This window comes from Bradyrhizobium sp., assembly GCF_036009065.1.
GTDB lineage: Bacteria > Pseudomonadota > Alphaproteobacteria > Rhizobiales > Xanthobacteraceae > Bradyrhizobium.
This window is the reverse complement of the sequence record NZ_DASYMN010000402.1, coordinates 1-6,130: the sequence shown is the minus strand read 5'-3', so window position 1 is coordinate 6,130 and position 6,130 is coordinate 1. Positions and strand designations below refer to the sequence as shown.

At 65.0% G+C, this 6,130-nt stretch carries 6 protein-coding genes and 1 pseudogene; 1 reads left to right on the top strand and 6 read right to left on the bottom strand.

Annotated features, from left to right (window positions below; all coding sequences use genetic code 11):
• From VGP39_RS24500 to VGP39_RS24490, 3 genes and pseudogenes are all read right to left on the bottom strand, one after another.
• Positions 1-140 (bottom strand): annotated as a pseudogene (locus tag VGP39_RS24500) (Hsp33 family molecular chaperone); the annotation flags it as partial.
• Positions 141-466: 326 nt separating this feature from the next.
• Positions 467-1,405 carry an ornithine carbamoyltransferase gene (argF, locus tag VGP39_RS24495; RefSeq protein ID WP_327570677.1) on the bottom strand — a complete coding sequence of 313 codons (939 nt, stop codon included), beginning with the start codon at positions 1,403-1,405 and terminating at the stop codon, positions 467-469.
• Entirely contained in the window at positions 1,402-2,628 is a 1,227-nt protein-coding gene (locus VGP39_RS24490; RefSeq protein WP_327570676.1) for an aspartate aminotransferase family protein, read from the bottom strand. The genes argF and VGP39_RS24490 overlap by 4 nt, the downstream gene beginning before the upstream one ends.
• Positions 2,629-3,055: 427 nt before the next feature.
• Here VGP39_RS24490 and VGP39_RS24485 point away from each other — a divergent pair, with 427 nt between their 5' ends.
• Positions 3,056-3,565 (top strand): GcrA family cell cycle regulator, encoded by a 510-nt coding sequence (locus VGP39_RS24485; protein ID WP_327570675.1) that lies wholly within the window; start codon positions 3,056-3,058, stop codon positions 3,563-3,565.
• A 233-nt stretch (positions 3,566-3,798) separates the two neighbouring features.
• Here the strand turns inward: VGP39_RS24485 and phoB are convergent, their stop codons facing one another.
• The 3 genes from phoB to pstB all read right to left on the bottom strand — a co-directional run bounded on the left by phoB (position 3,799) and on the right by pstB (position 6,129).
• Positions 3,799-4,500: a phosphate regulon transcriptional regulator PhoB gene (gene phoB, locus VGP39_RS24480; RefSeq protein WP_327570674.1), complete on the bottom strand. Its 702-nt coding sequence runs from the start codon at positions 4,498-4,500 to the stop codon at positions 3,799-3,801.
• Between the two features lie 130 nt (positions 4,501-4,630).
• Complete coding sequence (gene phoU / locus VGP39_RS24475; RefSeq protein WP_327570673.1) at positions 4,631-5,347, bottom strand: phosphate signaling complex protein PhoU; 717 nt, start codon at positions 5,345-5,347, stop codon at positions 4,631-4,633.
• Positions 5,348-5,358: 11 nt separating this feature from the next.
• Positions 5,359-6,129: a phosphate ABC transporter ATP-binding protein PstB gene (gene pstB / locus VGP39_RS24470; RefSeq protein ID WP_327570672.1), complete on the bottom strand. Its 771-nt coding sequence runs from the start codon at positions 6,127-6,129 to the stop codon at positions 5,359-5,361.
• Position 6,130 lies beyond the last annotated feature (1 nt).

Below are 6,130 nucleotides of genomic sequence, written 5' to 3'. Positions count from 1 at the left end.
GGACCGAGCCGCGTCAGCCGTCCGCGCAGGTCCAGCGCAGCGACCTCGAACGGCAGCACGGCGTCGTCGACCGGAACCGGCGAGGGCGCGCGGATCGGGGGTTCGGGGGAGATTTTCGGGGTCGGGGATTGCGAGGTCATGGTGGGCTATTTGGGGTCGGAGCGCACGAATCGAAACCCCCTGCCGACGGTCTCGTGTCCCGGACGCGGTGCGGCATTCTTCATGCCGCTCCGCAGAGCCGGGACCGTACGAACACAGGCGTCATTGCCGGGCTTGACCCGGCAATCCATCATTTTCGAACGAAATCTTGCGAAGAAGGATGGATGCGCGGGTCAAGCCCGCGCATGACGAGCGTTGAGTTTAGTACGGCCCCGGCTCTGCAGCGCACCGCTTCGCGAAGAGCGACGCCATAGCGCGTCGAAGACGCGCGTAAACGCGCTTATGGCGCTGCGTCCTGGGCACAACCTCACGCCACCTTGTCGAAACACCACGCCAGAATGCCCTTTTGCGCGTGCAGGCGGTTTTCGGCCTCGTCGAACACCACCGATTGCGGGCCGTCCATCACCTCGGAGGTGACCTCGTCGCCGCGATGCGCCGGCAGGCAATGCATGAACAGCGCGTCGGGTTTTGCCAGTGACATCAGCTTGGCGTCGACCTGATAGGGTTTCAGGAGATTGTGGCGGTTCTTGCCTTCCTTGTCGCCCATCGAGAACCAGGTGTCGGTGACGACGCAGTCGGCGCCGCGGACCGCGGTCTCCGGATCGTTGCCGAGCATGATCGGCGCATTGGTGGCCTTGATCCAGTCCCGCATCGCCTTGTTCGGGCCGAGCTGCGGTGGCGTCGCCACGTTCAACTTGAATTGAAACCGCTCGGCCGCGTGCGCCCACGACGCCAGCACGTTGTTGTCATCGCCGCTCCACGCCACGGTGCGGCCGGTGATCGGGCCGCGATGCTCCTCGAAGGTCATCAGGTCGGCCATCACCTGGCAGGGATGCGAGCGCCGCGTCAGGCCGTTGATGACCGGCACGGTGGCGTATTCAGCCAGTTCCAGCAGCGCATCGTGATTGAGGATGCGGATCATGATGGCATCGACATAACGCGACAGCACCCGTGCGGTGTCGGCGATGGTCTCGCCGCGCCCGAGCTGCATTTCCGCGCCGGTCAGCATGATCGACTCGCCGCCAAGCTGGCGCATGCCGACGTCGAACGACACCCTCGTGCGGGTCGAGGGTTTTTCGAAGATCATCGCCAGCGTCTTGCCAGCGAGCGGCTTGGCCGTCGTGGCGTTGATGTTTTCTCGCGCCTTCAGCGCTGCCTTCATCGCAGCGCCGGCGTCGAGCATGGTGCGCAGTTCGTTGGTCGGCAGTTCGCTGAGGTCGATAAAATGCCGCGGCGCCGTGCTCATTGCCCCGCCGCCCGTTTCAATTGCGGGCCGGACAACGCCACGCAGGCGCGCTCAAGCCGCTGGACGGATTCCTCGATCTCAGCCTCGCTGACGATCAGCGGCGGCAGGAAACGCACGACGTTTTCGCCGGCGCCGACCGTGAGCAGCTTTTGGTCGCGCAACGCATTGACGAGATCGCCCGACGGCACCACCGCCTTCAGCCCGATCAGCAACCCTTCGCCGCGTACCTCGGAGAGCACCTGGGGATGGCGATCGACCACGGAAGCAAGCTTCTGCTTCAGCAGCAGCGACATCTTCTGCGCGTGGTCGAAGAAGCCGGGTTTCAGCATCACGTCCAGCACCGCATTGGCCGCCGCCACCGCCAGCGGGTTGCCGCCGAAGGTCGAGCCGTGCGAGCCCGGCGCCATGCCTTCAGCGGCTTCCGCCGTCGCCAGGCAGGCGCCGATCGGAAAGCCGCCGCCGAGCGCCTTGGCCAGCGACATGATGTCGGGCGTCACGCCGAGCCGCTTGTAGGCGAACAACTCGCCGGTGCGGCCCATGCCGGTCTGCACCTCGTCGAACACCAGCAGGATATCGCTCTCGTCGCAGAGTTCGCGCAGCGCCCGGAAGAACGCATGCGGCGGCGCGCGCACGCCGCCCTCGCCCTGCAGCGGCTCGATCAGGATGCCGGCGGTGTTGGGCCCGACGGCCTTCTTGACGGCTTCGAGATCGCCGAGCGGCACCTGGTCGAAGCCTTCCAGCGGCGCGCCATAGCCTTCGAGATATTTGGCGGCACCGGTCGCGGCCAGCGTGCCCAGGGTCCGGCCGTGGAACGCGCCTTCGAAGGTGACGATGCGGGTGCGCTCCGGCTTGCCCTTGGAGAAATGGTAGTGCCGCGTCATCTTGAGCGCGCATTCCATCGCCTCGGCGCCGGAATTACAAAAGAACACGAAATCGGCAAAGCTCTGCTCGCACAACCGCGCGGCTAGCCGCTCGCCATCCGGGCTCTTGAACAGGTTCGACATGTGCCAGAGTTTTGTGGCCTGCTCCTGCAGGGCGGCGATCAGATGCGGGTGGCAGTGGCCGAGCGCATTCACCGCGACGCCGCTGGTGAAATCGAGATAGCGTTCGCCGTCGGTCCCGGTCAGCCAGACGCCTTCGCCGCGCTCGAAGGCGAGGTCGGCCCTGGCGAAAACGGGAAGCAGATGCGGCTGCTCAATGGAAGGCCCGGCGCTCCTGGTCATGGCGCTCACTGAAGGTTTGGCAGGGGTCGCTCCATCGGACCGACGCCGGCCTTGCGAAAACAAAACGTGCCGCCTTTTCGGGGGCGGCACGTGGCGATCATTCTATGCGCGCGGCGTTCGGTGTCAACCTGCGTGGGAACCGGAGCGCCGTGGAAAAACCGGTTTCGAGGCTTATATTACGGAAGATGTGGACGAGTGACGCGGACTCTTGCGCGTGAGTCACTGCGTATTGTAGCCTCCGGGTTGTCGGGTACGACATCTCGTGCGGCGGTTCTGATCCTCTACGGTCCCAAGTGTTTGGCGTAAACGCCCGGGCGCATCTCCCGCCCGGCGAGGGCTAAGGGATTCTGTCTGCAGGGATTTTAGTGAATTGACTCGCAAGCGCTGCCGCCGCGAATGGCCGGCGCGACACGAAGGGAAGAGTGCGATGACGGTATTGACCTGGACCGACGATCGCGTCGAGCAACTGAAGAAACTCTGGGAAGCCGGCCTTTCCGCCAGCCAGATCGCCGCGGAACTCGGCAATGTGACCCGCAACGCGGTGATCGGCAAGGTGCACCGGCTGGGCCTGTCCGGCCGCGCCAAGAGCCCGTCCTCGGCGGTGCCGCGCCAGCGCAAGGCACGCCCGGCCCAGCACATGATGCGGGTGTCGCGCCCGCAGTCGCGCGGCAATACCGCGCTGGCGCACGCATTCGAAGTGGAGATGGAGCCGGACCCGATCGCCTACGACAACGTGGTGCCGATGAGCCAGCGGCTGTCGCTGCTGGAACTCAACGAAGCCACCTGCCACTGGCCGATCGGCGATCCCTCCAGTTCGGAATTCTTCTTCTGCGGCGGCAAGGCGCTGCATAGCCTGCCCTATTGCGCGCATCACTCGCGCATCGCCTACCAGCCGGCCAGCGACCGCCGCCGCCAGCCGACCAAGCCGACGCGGTAAGGTCTCGTGTCCCGGACGCGGTGCGGCATTCTTCATGCCGCTCCGCAGAGCCGGGACCGTACCAAACACAGAACCGTCATGGCCGGGCTTGTCCCGCCTGCGGGGCCGAAGCCCCTTCGGCCCCGCAGGCGGGACAAGCCCGGGCATGACGAGAGAATTGTGCTCGTAACGGCCCCGGCTCTGCAGCGCACCGCTTCGCAAGAGCTACGCGCTGCACTGCGTCCGCGGCACAATCACTCCGCTTTCGCAAACCTGTCATCCAGCGCATATCCCGCACCGCGCACGGTGCGGATCGGATCCTGCTCGCCGCCCGGGTTGAGCAGTTTGCGCAGGCGCCCGATGTGCACATCCACGGTGCGCTCGTCGATGTAGATGTCGCGGCCCCAGACGCTGTCGAGCAGCTGCTCGCGGCTGAAGACGCGGCCCGGGTGCTCCAGGAAAAATTCCAGCAGGCGATATTCGGTGGGGCCGAGATCGACCGGACGGCCCGAGCGCGCGACGCGGCGTTTTTCGCGATCGAGCGCGATGTCGCCGAACGCGAGCACGGTGGCGAGGCGTTCGGGGCTGGCGCGGCGCAACAGGCCCTTCACCCGCGCCAGCAGTTCCGGCACCGAGAACGGCTTGACGATGTAGTCGTCGGCGCCGGTGGCAAGACCGCGGACCCGCTCGCTTTCCTCGCCGCGCGCGGTCAGCATGATGATCGGCAGCGCCTTGGTCTCCGGCCGCGCCCGCAAGCGGCGGCAGAGTTCGATCCCCGACAGGCCCGGCAGCATCCAGTCCAGCACGATGAGGTCGGGGACGTGCTCTTTCAACCGCGTGTCGGCGTCGTCACCGCGCGCCACCGTTTCGACATCATAACCTTCGGCGTCGAGGTTATAGCGCAGCAGCGTGGTCAGCGCCTCCTCGTCTTCCACCACCAGTATGCGTGCGCTCATGTGAGATTCCTTCATCGATTTCCGTCATTGCCGGGCTTGACCCGGCAATCCATCCTCTTCGAAAAACTCTTGCGAAAGGGATGGATGCGCGGGTCAAGCCCGCGCATGACGTGTGGGTGGTTCGTGACACTCAGTTTCCCGGTAGCGCATTGGCGAACGTCGTCATGTCGCCCTTGGGGCGCTTGTCGAGAATCTGCTGGCCTTCGATCATGTAGAACACGGTTTCCGCGATATTGGTGGCGTGGTCGCCGATCCGCTCGATGTTCTTGGCGCAGAACATCAGATGGATGCAGAAGCTGATGTTGCGCGGATCTTCCATCATGTAGGTCAAGAGTTCGCGGAACAGCGAGGTGCAGATGGCATCGACCTCCTCGTCGCCCTTCCAGACCGCCATCGCCGAGGGCAGATCGTGCGCGGCATAGGCGTCCAGCACGGCCTTGACCTGGCCCTGCACGAGGTCGGTCATGTGCTCCAGCCCGCGGATCAGTTTGAGCGGATGAAAGTCGCTGTCGAGCGCGGTCACCCGCTTGCCCATGTTCTTGGCGAGATCGCCGATCCGCTCCAGATCGATGGCTACCCGCATCGCGCTGACGATTTCGCGCAAGTCCACCGCCATCGGCTGGCGCCGCGCGATGGTCAGCACCGCGCGCTCCTCGATCACGCGCTGCAGGCTGTCGACCTCGGAATCGGCGGCGACCACTTTCTTGCCGAGCGCCACGTCGCGGCGCACCAGGGCATCGACGGATTCGACGATCATGCGCTCGACCAGGCCGCCCATTTCCGCGACCAGCCGGGTCAATTCCTGCAGATCGCTGTCGAAGGCTTTTGCTGTGTGTTCTGAAGCCATGTTTGTTCTCCCTAGCCGAACCGGCCGGTGATGTAATCCTGCGTCCGGCGATCGGTCGGCGAGGTAAAAATCCTGTTGGTCTCGTCGAACTCGATCAACTCGCCGAGATACATGAAGGCGGTCTTGTTCGAGACGCGCGCGGCCTGCTGCATGTTGTGGGTGACGATGGCGATGGTGTAGTCCTCCGCCAGTTCCTGGATCAGTTCCTCGATTCTGGCGGTCGAAATCGGATCGAGCGCCGAGCACGGCTCGTCGAACAGGATCACCTCGGGCCGCACCGCGACGGTGCGGGCGATGCACAGCCGCTGCTGCTGGCCGCCGGACAGGCTGAGCCCGCTGGCGTTCAGCTTGTCCTTGACCTCGTTCCACAGCGCGCCGCCGCGCAGCGCCTTCTCGACCCGGTCGTCCATCTGCGGTTTGGAAAGCTTCTCGTACAGCCGGATGCCGAAGGCGATGTTCTCGTAGATCGTCATCGGAAACGGCGTCGGCTTCTGGAACACCATGCCGACCCGCGCGCGCAGCAGGTTGACGTCGAGCTTGGGATCGAGAATGTCGGCCTGATCGAGCCTCAATTCACCGCTGGCGCGCTGGCCGGGATAGAGGTCGTACATCCGGTTGAAGGTCCGCAACAGGGTCGACTTGCCGCAGCCGGACGGGCCGATGAAGGCGGTGACGCGATTGGCGCCGAGCGTCAGGTTGATGTTCCTCAGCGCATGGTTGTCGCCGTAATAGAAATTCAGGTTGCGCGCCGTGACCTTGGCCGGCGGCTCGGGCAGCGCCACC